Source organism: Sulfurimonas sp. (assembly GCF_041563035.1).
GTDB lineage: Bacteria > Campylobacterota > Campylobacteria > Campylobacterales > Sulfurimonadaceae > Sulfurimonas.
Map to the genome: position 1 here is coordinate 1 of NZ_JBFFNS010000017.1, position 19,809 is coordinate 19,809.

Annotated in this window: 24 protein-coding genes; 14 read left to right on the top strand and 10 right to left on the bottom strand. The window is 31.4% G+C overall.

The window, feature by feature from the left end; all coding sequences use genetic code 11:
• The 11 genes from ABZC13_RS10645 to ABZC13_RS10695 form a co-directional block, all read left to right on the top strand.
• Positions 1-141 (top strand): ExbD/TolR family protein (locus tag ABZC13_RS10645; RefSeq protein ID WP_373003485.1); only part of this gene is annotated, 141 nt, incomplete at its 5' end.
• Positions 134-850, top strand: coding sequence for a TonB C-terminal domain-containing protein (locus ABZC13_RS10650; protein WP_373003329.1), 717 nt, complete (start codon positions 134-136; stop codon positions 848-850). The genes ABZC13_RS10645 and ABZC13_RS10650, both read left to right, overlap by 8 nt.
• Positions 851-852: 2 nt before the next feature.
• Entirely contained in the window at positions 853-2,103 is a 1,251-nt protein-coding gene (gene tolB, locus ABZC13_RS10655; protein ID WP_373003332.1) for a Tol-Pal system protein TolB, read from the top strand.
• 105 nt (positions 2,104-2,208) lie between these two features.
• Positions 2,209-2,763 (top strand): OmpA family protein, encoded by a 555-nt coding sequence (locus ABZC13_RS10660; RefSeq protein WP_373003335.1) that lies wholly within the window; start codon positions 2,209-2,211, stop codon positions 2,761-2,763.
• 3 nt (positions 2,764-2,766) lie between these two features.
• Entirely contained in the window at positions 2,767-3,687 is a 921-nt protein-coding gene (locus ABZC13_RS10665; RefSeq protein ID WP_373003338.1) for a tol-pal system YbgF family protein, read from the top strand.
• A 70-nt stretch (positions 3,688-3,757) separates the two neighbouring features.
• Complete coding sequence (locus tag ABZC13_RS10670) at positions 3,758-4,276, top strand: peptidylprolyl isomerase (protein WP_373003341.1); 519 nt, start codon at positions 3,758-3,760, stop codon at positions 4,274-4,276.
• A complete protein-coding gene (locus ABZC13_RS10675; RefSeq protein ID WP_373003344.1) occupies positions 4,239-5,015 on the top strand; it encodes a Fis family transcriptional regulator in 777 nt (258 codons plus the stop codon). The genes ABZC13_RS10670 and ABZC13_RS10675 overlap by 38 nt, the downstream gene beginning before the upstream one ends.
• Positions 5,016-5,047: 32 nt before the next feature.
• Positions 5,048-5,986 carry an ACP S-malonyltransferase gene (fabD, locus tag ABZC13_RS10680; RefSeq protein WP_373003347.1) on the top strand — a complete coding sequence of 313 codons (939 nt, stop codon included), beginning with the start codon at positions 5,048-5,050 and terminating at the stop codon, positions 5,984-5,986.
• Between the two features lies 1 nt (position 5,987).
• Complete coding sequence (locus ABZC13_RS10685; RefSeq protein ID WP_373003350.1) at positions 5,988-6,704, top strand: nitrilase-related carbon-nitrogen hydrolase; 717 nt, start codon at positions 5,988-5,990, stop codon at positions 6,702-6,704.
• Positions 6,705-6,719: 15 nt separating this feature from the next.
• On the top strand, positions 6,720-7,415 hold the full coding sequence (locus ABZC13_RS10690; RefSeq protein WP_373003353.1) for a 5'-methylthioadenosine/adenosylhomocysteine nucleosidase: 696 nt from the start codon (positions 6,720-6,722) through the stop codon (positions 7,413-7,415).
• On the top strand, positions 7,416-8,177 hold the full coding sequence (locus tag ABZC13_RS10695; protein ID WP_373003356.1) for a tRNA 2-thiocytidine biosynthesis TtcA family protein: 762 nt from the start codon (positions 7,416-7,418) through the stop codon (positions 8,175-8,177).
• Here the strand turns inward: ABZC13_RS10695 and ABZC13_RS10700 are convergent.
• Positions 8,167-8,658 carry a hypothetical protein gene (locus ABZC13_RS10700; protein WP_373003359.1) on the bottom strand — a complete coding sequence of 164 codons (492 nt, stop codon included), beginning with the start codon at positions 8,656-8,658 and terminating at the stop codon, positions 8,167-8,169. The two genes, ABZC13_RS10695 and ABZC13_RS10700, sit on opposite strands and share 11 nt — an antisense overlap.
• A gap of 86 nt (positions 8,659-8,744) precedes the next feature.
• On the opposite strand from ABZC13_RS10700, the gene ABZC13_RS10705 reads away from it, so the two are divergent.
• From ABZC13_RS10705 to ABZC13_RS10715, 3 genes are read left to right on the top strand one after another with little or no spacing between them, the layout of a single operon-like run.
• Entirely contained in the window at positions 8,745-9,092 is a 348-nt protein-coding gene (locus tag ABZC13_RS10705; protein ID WP_373003362.1) for a hypothetical protein, read from the top strand.
• A gap of 11 nt (positions 9,093-9,103) precedes the next feature.
• Complete coding sequence (locus ABZC13_RS10710) at positions 9,104-9,814, top strand: YebC/PmpR family DNA-binding transcriptional regulator (protein WP_373003365.1); 711 nt, start codon at positions 9,104-9,106, stop codon at positions 9,812-9,814.
• An 8-nt stretch (positions 9,815-9,822) separates the two neighbouring features.
• Positions 9,823-10,398 carry a YigZ family protein gene (locus ABZC13_RS10715; RefSeq protein WP_373003368.1) on the top strand — a complete coding sequence of 192 codons (576 nt, stop codon included), beginning with the start codon at positions 9,823-9,825 and terminating at the stop codon, positions 10,396-10,398.
• Positions 10,399-10,408: 10 nt separating this feature from the next.
• On the opposite strand, the gene ABZC13_RS10720 is transcribed toward ABZC13_RS10715, so the two are convergent.
• From ABZC13_RS10720 to ABZC13_RS10760, 9 genes are read right to left on the bottom strand one after another with little or no spacing between them, the layout of a single operon-like run.
• Positions 10,409-11,653, bottom strand: coding sequence for a type II secretion system F family protein (locus ABZC13_RS10720; RefSeq protein ID WP_373003371.1), 1,245 nt, complete (start codon positions 11,651-11,653; stop codon positions 10,409-10,411).
• Entirely contained in the window at positions 11,650-13,386 is a 1,737-nt protein-coding gene (locus tag ABZC13_RS10725) for a GspE/PulE family protein (protein ID WP_373003374.1), read from the bottom strand. The genes ABZC13_RS10720 and ABZC13_RS10725 overlap by 4 nt, the downstream gene beginning before the upstream one ends.
• A gap of 13 nt (positions 13,387-13,399) precedes the next feature.
• Complete coding sequence (locus ABZC13_RS10730; protein ID WP_373003377.1) at positions 13,400-13,942, bottom strand: hypothetical protein; 543 nt, start codon at positions 13,940-13,942, stop codon at positions 13,400-13,402.
• Positions 13,939-14,739: a hypothetical protein gene (locus tag ABZC13_RS10735; protein WP_373003380.1), complete on the bottom strand. Its 801-nt coding sequence runs from the start codon at positions 14,737-14,739 to the stop codon at positions 13,939-13,941. The genes ABZC13_RS10730 and ABZC13_RS10735 overlap by 4 nt, the downstream gene beginning before the upstream one ends.
• Positions 14,732-15,547, bottom strand: a complete 816-nt coding sequence (locus tag ABZC13_RS10740; RefSeq protein ID WP_373003383.1) for an AAA family ATPase — start codon at positions 15,545-15,547, stop codon at positions 14,732-14,734. The genes ABZC13_RS10735 and ABZC13_RS10740 overlap by 8 nt, the downstream gene beginning before the upstream one ends.
• Positions 15,537-17,165 (bottom strand): pilus (MSHA type) biogenesis protein MshL, encoded by a 1,629-nt coding sequence (gene mshL, locus ABZC13_RS10745; RefSeq protein WP_373003386.1) that lies wholly within the window; start codon positions 17,163-17,165, stop codon positions 15,537-15,539. The genes ABZC13_RS10740 and mshL overlap by 11 nt, the downstream gene beginning before the upstream one ends.
• A gap of 13 nt (positions 17,166-17,178) precedes the next feature.
• Entirely contained in the window at positions 17,179-17,643 is a 465-nt protein-coding gene (locus ABZC13_RS10750) for a hypothetical protein (RefSeq protein ID WP_373003389.1), read from the bottom strand.
• Complete coding sequence (gene pilO, locus ABZC13_RS10755) at positions 17,643-18,275, bottom strand: type 4a pilus biogenesis protein PilO (protein WP_373003392.1); 633 nt, start codon at positions 18,273-18,275, stop codon at positions 17,643-17,645. The genes ABZC13_RS10750 and pilO overlap by 1 nt, the downstream gene beginning before the upstream one ends.
• Positions 18,272-19,807 carry a hypothetical protein gene (locus ABZC13_RS10760; protein ID WP_373003394.1) on the bottom strand — a complete coding sequence of 512 codons (1,536 nt, stop codon included), beginning with the start codon at positions 19,805-19,807 and terminating at the stop codon, positions 18,272-18,274. Before ABZC13_RS10760 ends, pilO begins: the two co-directional genes overlap by 4 nt.
• Positions 19,808-19,809 lie beyond the last annotated feature (2 nt).

The window sequence follows — 19,809 nt, forward strand, 5'->3', positions numbered from 1 at the left end:
CTTTATTCTAAAAAATTAGATTTAAAAGCTACTGTACTTATAAGTGCAGATAAAACTTTGGACTACGGTGTTGTAATGTCAGTTTTGGCTGCAGTAAAACAAGCAGGCTTTTCTGAGGTTTCATTAGCTACAAATGGGTAACAATAACTCATATTTTTATATAAGTGGATTTATATCAATATCACTTTTTCTATTCTTTTTATCTCTTATTATTTTTATGCTATTTTCCAAATCAAATATTGATATTTATGCTTTAAAAAAAGATAACTACATATCTATATCACTTGAGATGCCAGAAATACAAACAAGTGCAAAAAAGAGTGTTTCAACTCCTATAATAAAAGATAGTGCAATAGAGCCAAATGATGTAAATGTAGATGATCTTTTTAGTGACGTATGGACTAAAAGTATTAATAAACCAAAAAAGATAGAACCAAAAGTTGATAATAAAAGATTGTTAGAAATTGGAAAAAAATCTAAAAAGATTGATAAGAATATTGTTAAGCCAATTTCTGAAAAATCTACTGATAACAGTGCAGTTGAGAAAAGTGATGATTCACAAAAGTTGTCAACTGCGAATGCGGTTAATGAATATTTGGCTAAAATTCAGGCTTTAGTTTATCAAAACTTTGTTCCACCTCAGAATTCTCAAGGTCACAGCGTAAAGGCTGTTATTGAGTTAAGTGCTATTGGTAAAGTTATGGATTTTAGGATCTTAACTTATTCCGCAAACAGTAGTTTAAATGATGAATGTGATAAAATCAAAGATAGACTTATAGGAGTATTGTTCCCTGCAAATCCGCAAAACAAATCCGGTAGTTATATAGTTATGTTAACATCCAAGGAGTAATTTTGAGAATATTATTTATACTTTTATTTGTGTTTAGTCTGTCATATGCAAATGATGCAACCATTGAGGTAATTAAAAAAGTTGAATCTCTACCTACAATGGCAGTGGAAGACTCATCAGTTAGTTATGATGATACGTTTAGATTAAGATTTTTTAAGACTTTAGTCGCAGATTTAAATGTTATTTCACTTTTTAATGTAGACAGACATCATCGTAAAACTCACTTTAACGATACAGAGGTTATGGTAGAGAATAAAGATATGGATTACGTTCTAAGATATAAAATGTTTGAAGATGATGACGGTGCTTTAAATATAGATCTCAAATTATTAAATAAAGATGGCATTGCTCTAAACAAAAAATACAGAATAGGTAGAAAAAATGTTTATATGTTTGTTTCACATACAATTGCTTATGATATAAACGAATTTATGGGAGCACCATCAGTTGAATGGATGAAAAGAAGAGTTATATTTTCAAGAGTTGTAGCTCCTAAAAAAACTGAAGTTGTTATAGCAGACTACACTCTTGCATATCAGCATACTGTTGTTAAAGGTGGCTTTAATGTTTTTCCTAAATGGGCTAATAACGCTCAAAATGCATTTTATTATTCATCTTTAGATGGTAAAAAACCAACATTAAAACATGTAGATATTAAGACTGGTAAGAGTAAGAATATTATATCCTCAGACGGTATGATGATCTGTTCAGACGTGAGTAAAAATGGAAAAAAACTACTGCTTACAATGGCTCCTAAAGGTCAACCTGATATTTATTTATATGATGTAGATACTTTTAAAACTCAAAAGATAACTACATATGGTGGAATAGATGTAAATGCCCAATTTAAGGATGAAGAAACTATTATATTTATATCTGGAAGATTAGGGTATCCAAATATATTTTCTAAAAAAATTGGAAGTAACAGTGTAGAACAGATGGTATATTATGGTAAAAGTAATTCAGCATGTAGTACTCATGGTGAATATATAGTATACAAGGCTAGAGAGAGCTCAAACGCATTTTCAACTAATACTTTTAACTTACACTTGATTTCAACAAAGACGGATTTTATTAGAAGACTGACAGCAACCGGTATAAATGAATTTCCAAGATTTTCTATAGATGGAGATGCTATATTGTTTATTAAAAATTACAAAGCTCAAAGTTCTATTGGTATTATAAGATTAAATCATAATAAAAACTACCTGTTCCCTCTCAAATATGGTAGGTTGCAAGCAATGGATTGGTAACAAAGAGAGTAATATAGATGAAATTCATAACTTTTGTGCATGATATATCAATATATTACTCTTTTTTTGGTACAATCAAACAATTTAAAATCAAGGTAAGTAAATATGAAAAGTATAGTATTCTCAAGTGTAGTAGTTGCACTTTTAGTTTTTAGTGGATGTGCAGACAAGAAGCCAGCAGTTGATGAAAAAGCAAAACAAGAAGTAGTTGCTCAAGAAGTTGAAGCTGTAAAAACTGAAACTGTATCTGCTGAAGATGCAACTGTGGGTGAAAGTAGTATATCAAAATCAGACTCTAATGAGATGAATATGGCAAACTTAGAGAAAGAACTTTCGACTGTTTATTTTGACTTTGATAAGTTTAATATCCGTGCAGATATGCAAAGTAAAGTAACAAACAGTGCTACAGTAGTAAATGCTGGTGCAAGTGCTTTTACTGTTAAACTTGAAGGCAATTGTGACGAATGGGGTAGTGATGAGTATAACTTTGCACTAGGTTTAAAAAGAGCTTCTACAGTAAAGAAAGCACTAATGGCTGAAGGTGTTAATGAAACTCGTATTACAATGGTAAGTTATGGTGAAAGCAACCCGGTTTGTAATGACAAAACTAAAGATTGTTGGGCGCAAAATCGTCGCGTCGACTTTAAACTTCTTCCATAATCTATGAATCGCATAGTTTTAGTTGTTTTCTTTGCAGCTATTGTGCCATTTAACTTAATCAGTGCTGAACCTTCTGCGTTTGGTGCTGGTAATCTAGAAACTTCTCAACCTTATGGCTTAACTTCAAGTGAAAAGGTTATTCTTCAAAACAAAAACAAACTCAAAAAAGTTCTTGTAAAAAGTAATAATCAAGCTAATGAAGTTGACTCATTAAGAGAGAGAATTGACGGTTTACAAACTATTATTGAGGGTTTAAGTAGAAAAACCCAAGAAAATAAATTAACCCTTAAAAATCTAGATGAAAAAAATACACAAGAGTTAATTAGTTCAAATGAGTATGAGAAAAGATTGAGTGAAATATCTCAAGCAAACGCTTTAGAGATAAAAGATATTAAATTAGCAGTTGCTGAACTAACTGCTTTGTTAAATATAGTAAATTCAGCATATGTTTCAAAAGATGAGTTTAATATTTTGGTTGATGACTTTAACAAGTTTAAAGAGTTAGTTTCTAAAGAACTTAAAAAAGATTCTAAACCAAAAAAATCTAAGTTAGACAATATGTCTAATGCAGAGGTGGAGAAATTAGCAAAAGCTGACTATGATAAAAAATATTATACAAAGAGTATAGAATATTATAGTCATCTTATTAAGAAAAACTATAAGCCTGCACGTTCCCATTATATGATGGGTGAGATAAATTATTATAGAAAAAATTATGCTGATGCAATCGCGTATTTTAAAAAGAGTGCTTCTTTATATTCTAAAGCTTCTTATATGCCCGTGCTAATGCTTCATACAGCTATATCTATGGACAATACAGGAGATAAAAATAATGCTAAAACTTTTTATAAAGGTGTTATTGCCAAGTATCCAAGTTCTAAAGAAGCTGAAATAGCAAAAAGTAACCTTAGTAAGATAAAGTAGTTGCATAATATTTTAGTAATATTATGCATTTTTATGTTAAAATCCAAAAAAATTAATAAAGGCTAATATAATGGCAATAGAAGCAAATCAAATCGTATCATTAGAGTATGAAGTTCGTGATGGAGAAGCTGTAGTAGACAGTAATGTAGGTGGAGCACCTTTAGTATTTATGTTCGGTAAAGGTCAAATAATTCCAGGCTTAGAAAATGGAATAATTAATATGGCTATCGGTGAAAAAGGTGATGTTTTAGTTAAAGCTGAAGACGCTTATGGAACTCATAATCCAGATGCAAAACAAGAAGTTCCTAAAGATCAATTTGCTGGAATAGACTTAGAAGTTGGTATGACTTTATATGGTCAAGGTGAAGATGGCGGAACAGTGCAAGTTGTTGTTAAAGAGATTGGTGAAGAAACTGTAATTATTGATTTTAATCACCCACTTGCAGGAAAAGATTTAATGTTTAGTGTAACTATTAACAATGTAAGAGATGCATCTGCAGAAGAAGCTATGACAGGTATTCCTGCTGAAAATCAACAAGATGATGAGTGTTGTGGTACTGGTGGCGGCACTGGTTGTGGATGCAACTAATTTTATAACTGCTTCGGAGTCTTCTCACCAAGCATTTAAAACAGCAACACTTTTAAAAACACTTAGCGTAAACTCTCTTATTTCAGGAGAGGTTGGTGTTGGTAAAAAAAGTCTTGCGCGTTATATACTTCCGGACGCTACTGTGATAGAAGCATCTGATTTTGATGAAATACTTAGTACTCTAGAGAGTGTTAATGAAATCATCATAGTCAATTTAGAAAATTCACCAAATATAAAGAGAATTATTGATGCCATTAATAGCAACTCTGTAAGAGTTATTGCAACAGCTAAGAGCTCTTTCTCAAATGAATATATAGATGAGATTTTTAGTGTAAAATTTGATATTCCACCTCTTCGAGATAGACTAGAAGATGTAGATGAATTAGTTAAGATGTTCATTAATGAAGCATCTTCATTGTTTTGTAGCAGTACAAAATTTAATACTGAAAATTTCACTCCAGACTTGTCTGAAAATTCTAATTCATTAAAAAGACAAGTAATGATTCATTCCTTATTACAAGATATCAAGGAAGTTGAATTAATGGATATCATAGAGAATTATTTGGTAGATAAACTAGGTTCACAAAGTGATTATAGAAATTTTTTGCATCTATATGAAGTTCCTCTTATTAAAGCAGGACTAAATAGGTTTAAATCACAACTTCAATTATCTGATAAGTTGGGTTTAAATAGAAATACACTCAGAAAAAAAATATCTGATAATAAAGAATATTTATAACAATATTTATAACAAAGAAGGGAAAATAAAATATGAGTAAAATAGCAATGATATTTGCAGGACAGGGAAGTCAGGCAGTAGGTATGGGTCAGGACTTTTATAATAATTCAGATATAGCAAAAGAGATGTTTGAAAAAGCGGGTGAAAGAATTGGTGTTAATTTTGATGAGTTGATCTTTAAAGAAAACGATATGCTCGGTCAAACAGCATATACGCAACCAGCTATATTACTAACTCAAATGGTAGCATACCGTATTTTTAAAGAAGCATGTCCAGATATTGAAGCTACACTTTTCCTAGGTCATTCTCTTGGTGAGTTTTCTGCTCTGTGTGCTAGCGGTGCGATAGATTATGTTGATGCTGTAGAGCTTGTTCACAGACGTGGACAATTAATGCAAGAAGCCTGTTCAGATATAGATGCAGGCATGATGGCAATCGTTGGATTAGATGATAGCTCTATAGAAGATATCTGTGCTACTGCTCTAGAAGCAGGTAAAAAAGTTTGGCCCGCAAACTATAACCAAGATGGTCAATTAGTTATTGCCGGGATGAAAGCTGATTTAATATCACTTGAAGATACGTTTAAGGATGCAGGAGCTAAAAGAGCGCTTCTTTTAAATATGTCAGTTGCAAGCCATTGTGAATTGTTATCACCGGCTCAAGTACCTTTAGAGAGTTTAATGGAATCTATGATTAAAGAAAATTTTGAAGCTCCTGTTGTTTCAAATGTCTCTACTCTATCTTATTCAACAAAAAATGAAGCTGTATCACTATTAAAAGATCAATTAGTTAAGCCTGTCAAGTACAAACAATCAATTTTAGCTATTGCTGATGATGTTGATATGGCTATAGAATTTGGTAATGGTATTACACTAAAAGGTTTAAACCGCAGAATTGCTAAAGATCTTAAAACGCTAAATATATCTGATATGGCTAGTCTTGAAAAAGTTGTAGAGGAAATTTGCAACTAAGATGAGAGTAACACTCGCTCAAACATCGCCAAGATTAAATCGTTCTAATTTAGATGATATATGCAAGATTATTGAAGAGTTTAAAAATAGTAGCGATTTGATAGTATTTTGTGAGTTGTCTCTAAATGGTTATCTACTGCAAGATAAACTTTTTGAAGATGCCTGGGATACTCATGAATTTGATCAACTAGAGAGTTTAAGTAAAGAGGTTGATATTGTTGTTGGTGGTGCTATAAAAGTTGGAGATTCATTTAGAAATGCAGCTTTGTATTTTTCTAATGGAAAACTATTAAGTCAACACAACAAGGTTCATCTGCCAAACTACGGTATGTTTGAAGAAGCAAGATACTTTAAAGCTGGTGAAGTATTTGAAAGTTTTGTAAGTAAGTTTGGCAAGACTTCAATGCTGGTCTGTGAAGACTTATGGCATGAAACTGTACACCATGACCTGATAGAAGAAAATCCAGACTTGATTATAGCTTTAGTTGCATCTCCGGCACGTGGATTTAGCGATGAAGGTTTAATTATTGAAGACAAATGGTACTCAATAATTAAAACTGTGGCTCTAGAATGTAGTTCAGAAGTTCTTTTTGTAAATAGAGTTGGTTTTGAAGATGGACTTGGATTTTGGGGTGGAAGCTGTATAGTAGACAAAAATGGAAATATAATCCATCAACTGCCTCGTTATGAAACAATAATAAAAACATTTGAGATTTAAGGAAAGAGAGATAAAATGAAAATAGCAATTATGGGTGCAATGCCTGAAGAAGTAGCTCCAATACTAGAAAAGCTAGGAACATATAAAACAACTAAATATGCAGATAATGAGTATTATGAAGCTTCATATAAGGGTGTTGATATAGTTGTAGCTTACTCTAAGATCGGTAAGGTGTTTTCTACACTAACAGCTACTACAATGATTCAACATTTTAATTGTGATAGACTACTTTTTAGCGGTGTTGCAGGTGGAATAAACCCAAGTCTAAAGATAGGAGATCTGATTGTAGCAACAAAGTTGTCTCAACATGATTTAGATATAACTGCATTTGGTCACCCTATGGGGTTCGTTCCTGGTGGAAGTGTATTTGTTGAAGCAGATAAAGAACTGATAGAACTTTCAAAAGAAGTCGCAAAAGAGTTAGATAAAACTGTACAAGAGGGTATTATCGCTACAGGTGATCAATTTGTACATGATGAAAATGTTAAGGCTAATATTGTAAAACATTTTAATGCTGATGCTTTAGAGATGGAAGGTGGCTCGGTAGCTGTTGTATGTAAATCATTAGGTATTCCATTCTTTATTCTTCGTGCCATCAGTGATACAGCTGATACTGATGCAAGTTTTTCATTTGATGAATTTATGGAATCAAGTGCAATCATATCAGCTGAATTTATTATGAAAATGGTAGATAAGCTAATTGAACAATAAATGAAAAGTATATGTCCATCTAAAAAAATAATGTCAAAACTTGGTAAAACAAATGCCGAGTTTGACCTAATAGAAGAGGGTGATAAAATCTTAGTCGGACTAAGTGGTGGTAAAGACTCTCTTACTATGATTCATGCAATGGCTGAGCAACAACGACGAGCTCCTTTTAAATTTGAGTTTATTACAGTTACTGTAGGCTATGGTATGGGTGAGAATTATGATGCCTTGGCTAAACATTGCCGCGAATATAATATTGAACATATTTTTCATGACACTAAAATATATGATTTAGCAGAAGAAAAAATAAGAAAAAATTCATCATTTTGTAGCTTTTTCTCAAGAATGAGAAGAGGAACACTTTATGGTATAGCTGAGAAATATGGATGTAATAAACTTGCACTTGGTCATCATATGGATGATGCTGCAGAGAGCTTTTTTATGAATTTCATTTATAATGGTCAAATGCGATCTCTTGCACCAAAGTATAGAGCAGAAAATGGTTTAGTAATTATACGCCCCCTTATTCAGATGCGAGAACGACAATTATCTGCATTTGTTAAAGATAATAATTTGAATGCAATTGGAGATGAAGCTTGTCCTGCAATGCGTTTTGATATTAAAATGCCGCATGCTCGTGCTAGTATGAAAGAGATGCTATCCAAGATGGAAAAAGAGTTTCCATCACTGTTTACATCAATGAATGCTGCATTTAAAAATATTTCTGTGGATAGCTTTTTTGATAAAGAGAAGTTTAATATTTAGATTCTAAATTTTCTTCATCTTTAGCAATTTGAGATTTTTTGTTATGTAGAGTCTCTTCTTTTAATTTTTTTAGAAATTCTAGAATATTTTCTTGATATGAGATTGTGTCTCTATCTCTTGTTAAGTCTACAATAGGATGAAGTGAGTCTATATCTATCTTTTTTGCATATCTTGGAATTATCTTTAGTTCTTTTTGTATATGTGACACAAGTGTGTCAATATCCAGACCATTGTTGTCCTGTACTTTTTTAACTAGCTCTTTAGTAGAGAGCATTAGTAAGTTTGCTCTGTCTTCATCATTATGGTATATATCCATACCTGCATTTTTTACTATCAAATAGCTATCATCACTAATTTCTTCATTTGAAACTATAATAAGTGCAAAGATTTTAGCACGAAATTCCAATGATCCATGATGATGAACAAAAAATTCACGAAAGGCACTGAAAAAATGGTGTTTAAGTTTGAAACTAAGCCTCATTTAAATCCTTATGCAATACTTAAAATCGATATATATATGGTATTATACATTTTTGAATTTAAAATATAGTTTTATAGGTGTTAAAAATGTTAAATGACGAAGATTATGACGTTTTAAAGAAAAGTTTTATAGATTCTCAAAGGCTTTTTAATAAGTTAAATGATGTCGCAAATCAAGCTTCTGAACTTGATTATGATGAGAGTGGTTTATTTTATGAAGAAGAAGAAATTCTTGATAGACATTGGCTTAAGCTTAGTTCAAAAATCATAGATGCCCTTGGTGAATCTTTAGATACTTACAATATAGAACTTTTAAAGAATGATAGTTTAGAAGATAGAGAACTAACAATTAATTTAGTTAAAGAAGATGAGTCTAGTAAAGTAGTAGTAGATTATAGTGAAGATGGTGCACTTAGCATCTCACAAGTAAGTTAAGGGATAATATAATGGGTAGAGCCTTTGAATATAGAAAAGCGTCAAAAATGAAAAGATGGGGAGCAATGTCAAAATTGTTTCCAAAACTAGGTAAAATAATTACTATGGCAGCAAAAGAGGGTAGTAGCGATCCGGATATGAATTCTAAGCTTCGTACTGCTATTCTAAATGCTAAAGCTGAGAATATGCCTAAAGATAATATTGAAGCAGCAATAAAGAGGGCATCAGCAAAAGACACAGCAAGTATGTTAGAAGTCAACTTTGAAGGAAAAGCTCCTCACGGTGTTTTAGTTTTTATAGAGTGTATGACTGATAATAATACAAGAACAGTTGCTAATGTGAAAAATATACTCACAAAACATGGTGGAGAATTACTAACTAATGGTTCATTAGAGTTTATGTTTGATAGAAAAGCTCTTATAGAATTTGCTTTAAAAGATGGTATGGATGTAGAAGAACTTGAATTAGAGCTAATAGATGCAGGACTTGAAGAGATAGAAGCTGAAGATGGCGTTTGTTTAATTACAGGTGATTACACAAGTTTTGGAACGCTTACAGAAGCTCTTGAAAGTATGGATATAGAAATAACAAAAGCAAATCTAGAGAGAATGGCTAATGTACCAGTAAGTATTACCGAAGAGCAACAAGCTGATATTGATAAGATTTTAGAGAGATTAGAAGATGATGAAGATGTGCAAAAGGTTTTTACAAATCTTGCATAATAAATTATATGAAATATATAAATAATACATATACAAATACTCTTGAGGTAAAGCAATCTAAATTTATTGCTTACCTTACCCCCTATGTAGATTTTCAAAAAACACTTGAGACACTAAAACAAGATAATCCAAAAGCTAGGCACTTTGTAGTAGCATATCGTTATTTAAATGAATTCAATCAAGTCTTAGAATATTCAAGTGATGATGGAGAACCAAAAGGCACATCAGGTAAACCATCACTCTTTGTCCTTCAGGGCTTAGATATGATAAACTGCTCTGTAATTATAGTCAGGTACTTCGGTGGCACAAAACTTGGTACTGGTGGACTTGTACGTGCATATAGTGACGCAGTAAATCTTGTTATAGAAAAATCTGAACTTTTTGAGTACAAACAAGAGATAGAAGTTGAAATTTTTTTTGAATATTCAAATATCAGATTAGTTGAATATGAGTGTGTAGAATTTGATATTAGAATAGTTGAAAAAACTTTTGATATAGGTGCAATTTATAAATTAAGAGCCAGCAAAGAGAGTATAGAAGAATTTCTTGAAAAATTAGATAGATTAGTGAAGGTTGTAGAGTAGATATAAATATCTACCTACCTTGAACAGCATTACCCATATCCCACATAGGTAAGAATATACCAAGAGCTAAAAGAATAACCATAGACGCAATTATAAGTAGCATTATTGGTTCTATCGCTTCTGATAAACCATCGATAATAGCATCAAATCTCATCTTATAATATTCGGCAACTTTTTTAATCATAGTATCTAATGTACCACTATCCTCTCCGGCTCTTACCATTTGAATAATCATATTTTCAAAAAGTTTAGTCTCTGCCAGACCAGTATTTAATGTACCACCTTTTTCAACAGTCATTCTTACTGAAGATAGTTTTAGTTTAAGAGGAAGGTTATCTATCATAGATATTGAAGTCTCTAGTGCTTCAGCAATTGGAATACCGGCACGAATAAGTTCTGAAAAAACTAGAGTAAAACGACTAAGAGTAGAGAACTTTATAATATTATTTATCAGGTAAGTTCTAAGTAAAAACTTATGCCATCCAAATCTAATATGTCTATAGTTGTTTATAAGATATTTAAAAGTCGTAAAAGCTAAAAACAGTGCGGCTAGAACATATAGACCATAATTGTTAAATAGATGCTCTAGTGTAAGTAGTATTTGTGTGGGCATAGGAAGTTCTGCATTCAGTGACTCAAAAATATCTTTAAATTGTGGTACAACATAGGAAATTAAAATAGTAAATGCTATAGCCATTGCAATCATTACATTTCTAGGATATGCCATTGCTTTTTTAAACTTAATTATATTTGCACGAATCTCCTCAAGCATATCTGCTAATGCATAAAGTGCTTCATCTAAATTACCTGTTTTTTCTCCAAGTTGTACCATTGCTATTGTAAGATTGCCAAGCTCGAAGCGAAAGTTTTCCATAGAGTTTGATAGTGAATGACCTGAATTAATATCATCAGCTAATTTTCCAAATACATGTTTTAAAGCTTGGTCATCGGTTGCGGCTGCAATTTCACTAAGTGAGTCATGTATTGATATACCGGCATTAGTCATAACTGCTAACTGCCTAATTGAAGCTATCTGTGCATCTGGCTTAATTTTTCTCTTTTTAATGTTTTGAAAAAAGTTTGCTTTAAATCTTTTAAGTTGTGCCTCTAATGGTTCTTTTGCTTCAACTACTTTTATAATTATTCCTGAGTGTTTTAACTTGGCATAATCATTAGCTTCTTTTCTATCTTTTGCATATAATGGAATTTCTTCTCTCTTACCTTTTGTAAGAATTGTTGCAACAAAATATTTCATCCTTTGGCCACCCTTAATATTTCTTCAATACTTGTAACGCCATCCAAAGCTTTTTGAATCCCATTTTCAAATATTCCAATAAAACCATCTTTAATAGCTTGAGCTAACATCGCATCTTTTGGTGCACCTTTAGCAATAAGAGATGACAGTTCTTCAGTAACGTTTAATACTTCACAAATCATTTCTCTTCCCATATATCCAGTGTCATTACACTCTTTACAACCTTGACCTTTGTAAAATACAGCATTTTCAGGTATAAAGTTTTCTAACTCTTCTAATGTAGATGTTGGGATTTTTTCAACTGCTTTACATTTGGAGCATATTTTTCTAACTAGTCTTTGCGCTTGTATGGCTACTAGTGCACCACTTATTAGATAATTTTCTATTCCCATATCTACCATACGAGGTATAGCACTAATTGAATCATTTGTGTGTAAAGTGGAAATAACCATATGACCTGTTAAAGCAGCTTTTATCGCAATTTCAAGTGTTTCTTGATCACGAATCTCACCAATCATGATTTTATCTGGATCTTGTCTAAGAATTGATCTAAGTGCATCTGCAAAACTTAGACCGACTTTTGGATTAACTTGAACTTGTTGAATTAGATTCATCCTGTATTCTACAGGATCTTCAACTGTAATTACCTTATCCTCTACATTCCTAAGTTCATTTAATGCACCATACAAGGTTGTAGTCTTACCACTTCCCGTAGGTCCTGTTACCAGTATAATTCCAAAAGGCTCTTTAAGACCCTTTAAAAGTTTGTTATAGCTTACAGTATCCATACCTGCGTCTTCGAGTTTTACAAGAGCCTTTTCTTTATCCAAAACACGCATAACAATAGACTCACCATATAGAATAGGGAGTGTAGATATACGAAAGTCATATTCTCTTTCACCGACAGCAGTAGAAAAACGTCCATCCTGAGGTTTTCTTTTTTCAGCAATATCAAGATTGGCTAATAGTTTAAGTCTAGATGCTAAAGGTGGATATATATCTTTTTCAAAAATAAATATCTCTGCAAGTTTTCCATCAACTCGAGCGCGAACAACACAGTTCTTTTCCGTTGGTTCGATATGAACATCACTCGCTCTTCCACGGATACAAGCTTTTAAAATTACATCAATTAGTAAGAGTATTGATGAGGCCTCTTGCTGCTCTTCAATAGAATTTATAGAGTTAAGTTCGTCACGTATTTTTTTAACTAAACCTTTTACACTGTCTTTTAGTTCAACTTTAAACAAATATGCTTGAATTTGCTTTTTTGTAGCAGTAGCAATTTTTACAATCTTTCTTGGAAAAAGTCGTTGAATGGCTTCTTGCGCTTCTATATTTAGTGGATCACTAAAAGCAATTATTACATGCATTTCATCTTGAGAAACAGGAAGAACTGCATATCTTTTTAACTGAGCCAATGGGATTCTGCTTGTAAGTTGGTAGTCCATATCAATTGAGTCTAAATCTAAAAAAGCAAGTTCAAGTTCTTTTGATAGTTTTTGAAGAACCTCTTTTTCTTCTATGTAGTCATAATTGTCAATAATAGACAATTCGTAAACACCATTTCTTATTTGCTCAACTATAAAACGGATAAGCCTGTCCATTGTCATAAAACCAGATAGCGTAATATCCCTTAGTATAAGATCTGAACTTAAGCCTTTTGATAAAAGCCTGTCAACTTGACCTTGCATAATAGAACCGTTTGCAAGTAGGTCATTGGTTATTCTATCCATTATTTAGTCCCATTTACCAGTAAACATGTCGTTGTATAGTTATTGTATCATAAAACTCTTCAATAACTATTTTCTTAAGTTTTGTACCTTCAGAAAGATATAGTTTATATGTTAGTTTTTTGTCCTTTTCATCTTCAAAGAGGTAAAAATCTCTTTGCTCATGAACACCTAACTTTGCATAAAAATCAAATACCTTAGATAAAACATAGTCTGTTGTAGGTAGATTTAGAGATGATAAATCATAATTATCAATTAAAGCATGATAAAGCAGCTTTTTCTGCATTAGTATTACAGAAAAATACGCAGAGTTTGCACGAGACTCAGGGGAAAATTTTAGCATAGCTACTGGTATAGCTAAACGGTCTATATAATCTGAGTTTAGACATGCAAAGGCATATAATGAAACAAACTCTTCATCTTTTTTGTATCTTTTAAAATTGTCAAAACCTATTCGGCAAACATCTTCATACTTCTTATTTTGATAGAGACTAAGCATATTTTGCTTTATATCTGCAAATAAACTGAGGCTAAATAATAGTATTAGTAATATTCTCATTTGAATTTTCCTGATTTAATCTCTTCTAAAAGTATTTTGGCTTGATTAGAATGTGAGTGTTCAATATATCTTTTCAACATTCTAATAGCTTCATTTTTTTCATTAAGTTTTACTAGTGATTTTGAAAATATGATCCAACTAGCATCAATGTTGTCATTAATCTCATTAGTAATGAGTGCATAATTGTATGACTTATGATAATCTCCCAATTCATAGTATTTTTTAGCAACAAATAAGCTTAGTGCTGGATTATTGTTTTTTTTGAATCTTTTAATGACATGACTAATGTCTTCTTGAGTATTTTGTCTATCAATTTGTATGTGTTTTTTTTCTTCTTCTTTAATTTCTATTACCTCTATTAATTCAATTGGCTTATGTTTTTGTACTTTTTGTTTTGGTATATCTTTTTGCTTTGGCTTATTATAGATATTGTTAAGCTTCTCTTCATCGTTCTCATAACGAGATATAGAACTGTGTTTTATATTTGACATGAAGTTTAATGATGGAGTAAATACAAGCTTTCTATTTTCATATACTTTTTCTTTAACAGTTTTTTCTACTCTTGCTTCTGTTATATTTTGATCAATGATAATTTTTGTTTTATTATTTTCTTTTTCCTCTGTTAGTGTTATTTTTTTTTCTTCAACTATAGTGTTGTTGTCAAATGTTTCATAGTCTTTAATAGTAGATATTATAATGAATATAATTGATAAACTAATTAGAATTACAATATGAGGTATGTACGATTTTACTTTGTATTTGCGCCATCTTTTTTCTAAATCATTAACATTAAGCATTAATTAGACCTGTATGTATAGCTGACATTTCAACAATCTTTTTTGAAATTACATTTGTTTTTAAATTTGATGAATTATTTTCACTATACCATGAGTAGATATCAAAAAGTGTATATAAAAGTTTGTTAGTATCTCTATAGTTTCCTCTTGTCAATTTGTATATTAGATTGACCGGTTTTTGTGAGAACATATTAGCACTATCAAAGCAATTTGCTTTCATAAGTTTCTTTTGTATGTAAATTTTCAGTTCACTACTTGAAGCATTCTCAAGTTCTATTGTCTCCCAGATTCTAGTTTGAAAATGTTCTTTTGCTATTAAATCTTCTTTTTCTGTTTTATGAAGTGTAATAACAAATTTTACGCTTCTTGTATCTGAGAGAAGTCTTATTTTTTCCATTTGCGAACTTGAATAGAGTTGTGCTTCGTCTAAAAGTACTAATGGTATCTGCGAATCTTCAGACATGTTTTGTTTAACAATTAGCATAAATTGTGTAAAGTTAAGTTCACCTTGATATTTCACATTGAACAGATCTCTAGCAAGTGATTTGAAAAATTCACTTTCATCAAGAATTGGTGTTTGATATATAAATACTTTTTGAGAAGATGAAAGGTCATGGTATAGCTTTGTTAGAAACATACTCTTACCGGTTCCGGGTTTACCAAATAAGAGTACCATTTTTAGTGGTTTTTTTACTGAATCCTTAAGAGATTGATATATGGTTGAAACTCTGTCCAGTTGAATGTAGTCCCTTGCATTTACATTGTCAAGAAAAACATTTTTAGAGTCTTCAAAGATGTTATTTTTCATCTTCCTCTTTCACTTTTTCTTCTGCTTCTTTGTCTGTTTCATCTGATAAATTGTCCGTTTGCTTCGATATAGAATCTTTTTTTAGTATAACAGTTTTATCAGTTATCCCTTTATACCCAAGTTCTGCAAGAGAAAGATTGTTGTTTGCTCTGTCTATTATATGTGGTTCAATCACAATAACAAGTTCCTGAATCTGTTTAGTCATTTCTTCATATTTGAATAGATAACTAAGCCCAGGAATGTCGCCTAATAGAGGGACTTTGTTTGATTTATTAACATTTTTAGTATTTATTAGACCACCTAAAATAATTCTATTGCCATCTTTTACAGTAACAACAGACGAAAGCTGACGACGATTAAGGTCAGGTGGCATTACTCTGTTTGCTGAACTTTCTTGTGAAATATCTTGTGAAGTCTCTGATAGAGATGGATTGATTTTTAGTGTAATCGTTTTATCATCAGCTATCTCAGGTGTTATATCTAGTAGTACACCGGCAAATACTGACTGCACAGTGTCATTTTGGGTAGTTGCAGCAACCCCACCACCTGTCCCCTGTTGGTTAGTTTCTGATTTTATTTTATAAAAATATTCAGTTCCTGCTGTGATTAGTGCTGGCTGATTATTTAAAGTTAAAACTTTTGGATTTGAGATTGACACTACATCGCCCTGTGTTTGTAGAAATTTTATAACTTCATCTAGTGTTCCACCGGCTTTAACAGTAACTAGACTCGCTTCACTTACAGCTTGTGCACCAGCTGTTGTTATTTGATCTCCAGTCCATGTTGGTACATTGTTTTTAGCAACATAATCAGCAGATAATGTTACTTTTTGAAGTGCATAAAGTTGTTGCCAATCAACACCTGTTGTTTTCCCTTCTTCCATCGTTACTGAGAGAAGTTGCACATCTATTAAAACTTGTAGTTGCACTTTATCTTGAAGTTTTTTAAGGTAACTTTCCAGTCTATTCATCTGTTTAATTGTAGCTGTTACAGTTATAAGACCTGCGTTTTTATTTATAATAGGTGCATTAGCCTGGTATATATCTTGGGGTGTATTTACAACTCTTTGTAATTCTAAATCAAGCTCTTCCCAAAATTTTACTTCATCAGTAGATTCTATTTTTATTCCAGACTCAGCACTTGAACCACTTCCAGAAGCACCGGTAGTCCCAGATGTTGCTGCAGTTCCAACAGCCCCTGGCGAGCTAGTAGCTGAAGATGAGCTAAGTGTTATGTTTGTACTTCCAACACCTTTTCTTTGCGAAAGAATATAGTCAATTCCAAAAACCTTTGTACCTAGGTATGAGATTTTTAAAAGATTATTTTCAAGAACATAATATAAGTTGTTCTCTTTTAAAACAATACTCAATACTTCATCTATCGTTAAGTTTTTTAAATGAGTCTTGTTAAGCTTTGTATCAAGAAATTTTTCAGCATGAGGATCTGTTACAATAATACTAAATTCACATTCATCGCTCAATTGTTCTACAAAGTCAATAATCCTTGTATCTTTTGTGGAACTAATACTAAAAAGTTCATAAGAGCAGTCTGCATAACTACTAGTTGATAAAAGAAGTGTCAAAAGCGACCCGTAGACTATTTTTTTTATATGTTTCATTCTCTTATCCTGCTTATTTGAATTTTAAATTTCGTTTTGTATCACTTGTTGTAAGAACAAGTTTTCCATTACCTTTTGTCAATACAACGGACGTTCTATTGACACTTGATAGTTTGAAACTATCTACACTCTCATTCACTTTATACCATTCACCATTTATTAGAGCAGAGTTATTAATTATAGCACTAAGAACTAGACGTTTTGATGGTTGCTGCAATATAACACTCCTTGTGTCAGATGAAGTTGTATACTTTTTAACACTGGCATATTTTACAGGTTTCTTTATACTTTTTACATAGTTTTTCTTACTACGATTTTTATAAAATATAAAAGGATCTTTTATTTTGTTTAATTCATCGTCACTCATGCCTTTTCTTGCAGGTTTTATTGCTTCTACTTGAGTGTCAACCCATGATAGTTCATTCGAACTAAGAGCGATTGATGATAACACAAAGGCTATGACAATATATGTTTTCATTAGTATGTAATCCCCCAAACTGAGATAAAAAGTTCAGTGTTTAATGTTTTGTCTACTTTTATTTCTAAATCATGAACATCAACTACTAAATCACTTTGTTCTAAAGAGTTTATAAATCTAAGAGTATCTTTGTAGTTACCAGTACTCTTTAGTGTGATGTCTAATACATGACCAAATGAAGTGTTGTTTTTAGCATATTCATTTGTAAAGTCTACAATCTTAATCCCATGTTTTTTTGCATTAGTGGAGATAGAGTGAAGATACTCACCCCAAGTTCTTTCATCATATATTAGAGATGAGATAGTCTCGATTTTACTTTTAATGTAGGCATTGTTGTCTTTATGAGCTTGAAGTTGAGCTTCTGACATTCTAATTTCTCTATCAAGTGTAGTTATTTTTGATTCAGGGTTAGCTTGTAGGAACCTTTTGTCTGCATTGATTTTAGAGCTTATTGTCGTTATTTGTTTGTTCTTTTCTTCAAAAGCTATTAAAGAACTTTCCCAAAATAGTAGATATGAAAAGGTAAAAATAAGACCAAAAATCATAATATAAGTCATATATATATCTTTTTGAGTCTTATCTCTAAAAGAAGCATCTATCCCTTGTAGGTAATCTTCTATATTTATTTTCATAATATACTCACTTTTAGCTCACTAAAATATTTTTTAGATTTTTCTTTAAATTCTATATGCTCTAGTGAAAAATTAAATACACCCTCGTGTGTTTTAGTTAAATATTCTACCATTTCAGTAATTTTTTTATCTTTTTTTGAAATTAGATTCAGTGTAAATGTTTTTAACTTTTCATCTTCTTTGTAAGATAGAGAGTCAACATTAATATCAAATTTATTCAAATCTTTAGTTAAAAGAGATAAAAGCTTAGCTTTCATTGGGTAGTTGACTTTTACATCGTGAATTTTAATAAGAGTTGCTTTTTTCTCGGCATAATCTTTTTTTTCTTGATTAAGTAGAGTTATAACTTTGGCTTTATCCGCTTCTCTGTTTTTTATAGTTGCTTCTCTTGTTGTCTTAATATTATGCAATTCTGTATACTCTGTACTTAATAGATCATATTGAAGAGTTTGGGCATAAGTTAAAACCCAATATGTAACAGGGTACATAAATGCAAGGACCAATGAAGCTACTGTAAGTAGTATAAGCTTACCACTCTCTCTTTGCGTGAATTTCGGAGGTCGATGATATGTAGTAAAGTTACAATTATACTTTTCTTCCGATGGGAGTGTTGTGTAAATGTGCATTAAAGCGTGAAGTTGATCTATATAAACACCATCACTTTCAAAACCATAGTCAAATTCAAAGTTGCTTGATCTTATGCCAAGTTCAACCTCTGCCATTTCATCTAACTTAGTGACGGTTTGTATTTGCGCACCTATATAAACATGCTCTATTTTTTCGAGCTCATATGCTCTTTTTACATAAGTTAATATGTCATTAGAATTTGCAAAAATCTCTTTATAGAGCTTAATAAAGTATTCTTTGTAATCACTGCTTGTCTCTTTTAAATTGTGAGTAGAGAAGAATTCAATAAAATTTTCATATTCAACTCTTTCACCGTAGAGCTCACAAAATCTTTCATGCATTTGTAAAAATGAATAATTAATAGATTTTGTATATAGGAACTCTTTTTCATTATAGACAGTTATAAATGCGTCGTTTTCTTGAAAATATATAAAACAGTGGGCACCACTAATCTCAATAATCTCTTTTTCATATAAAGATTTAAGTAGTAAAGGAGAAGGGATTATAGTGTCTATATATTTGATTTTAGAAACAACGTTAGCAAATGTTTCTTCTATTGTTAGCGGGTCGATAATAAAAACATGAAAGTTTCTGTTATCCTCATCAAGAGAATTGAAAGTTTCAATAAATTGTATCTGATAAGTAACTGCTTGATCAAGTGCTAGTTCATCATAAACTTTGTTATTTATAGCATCATGTAGATCTTCTTGGGGAATATTCTTTGAAATAGATATTTGAGAATTAATAAAGCCCTTAGTGTTTAAATATGATATTGCATATTGCTCTTTGCTGTATTGGGCAGAGTCTGTTTGTGAAAGAAAACTAGAAATACCACTAAGATATGTATCTTTATATGGATTAACAGAAATTACACTTGAAAAAGAGTGTTCAGTTTTTTTACTCATTT